This is a genomic window from Methanoculleus sp. MH98A (assembly GCF_000691865.1).
Lineage (GTDB): Archaea > Halobacteriota > Methanomicrobia > Methanomicrobiales > Methanoculleaceae > Methanoculleus.
On the sequence record NZ_JMIO01000266.1, the window covers coordinates 1 to 1012 of the forward strand.

Consider the following 1012-nt stretch of genomic DNA (forward strand, 5'->3'; position numbering starts at 1 on the left):
GGACGGATGGGGATGTGCTTGATGAACCTCGCCTCACAACTGAACCAACCCCCGCGCATCTTCGTCGAAAATTGCTGTAAAAACCAATTCGTCAGCTTACTGTTCAGTATGCCTAGGACGAAGTTCTGCGAGCAGCCTTGTGCAATCAGTATGCCGTAGCCCCCAGCAGCACCACCAGTAAAGAAAATCTCTCCAGTTTCATCAATGGAAAATGATACCTGGGATACTAGGTCAGGAGTGAATATTTTCGGCAACGGCATGACATCTAAAGCCTTTGGGTATACATATCCATACCACTTTGCTCCTTTCATCTTTCCATTTTCTCGATTCTCAAGATATTTCTTATTTTCAAGTAAATATTGCCAAGTGAGCGGATATCTCTCTTTTAGTACGGGTTCTGGTATCAATCCATTCTTGCCATCGGGGTTCCCTGCATAGGGAAAGAGAATCAATCTGTTTGTGGTGGATAGAGAGTATCTTTTACTGTCACCCCCTTTAACCAGTGGGTGAAGCAAATCTGATTCCATCCAATATTCGGCGCCCTTTTCAGGAGAGTATATCTTCACTTTACCATCCTGTCTAATGACCTCCTCAACAATGTAGATTTTATCTGCGCTTGTTTTAACGCCCTGAAAAATTCGATCTGTAACATCTTCTAGTTTCAAGGGAAATTCTTGTAATCGTCTGTATAATCCAACCCCTTCTCCAACTAGGAAATTCCATTCATCTCCTGTAATGTCGTCAGAAGACATCTCACCTTGGATTGATCTGCCAGAAGATTTCCAATCGTCTAAATTCGCAACACTTTCGAAGATGAATGTATCCTGTCCCTTTGCGGTCAGAAAGAGAAGGCATGTATAGGTCGTGGCATTGGCAAATACCTGCTGATGACCAAAATGGACTATTGAACGAATGTGCCTGCCACATGCGATCAATTCTCGAAGCCCCTTACCATATTGGGCATTGAAGAACTTATGAGGGAGAATAAATCCCAAGTGGCCATCTTTATTCA

The 1012-nt window shown here is 43.2% G+C and carries 1 protein-coding gene; it reads right to left on the reverse strand.

Annotated features, from left to right (window positions below):
• Window positions 1-1012 (reverse strand): Eco57I restriction-modification methylase domain-containing protein (locus EI28_RS14270; protein ID WP_048115474.1); only part of this gene is annotated, 1012 nt, incomplete at both ends.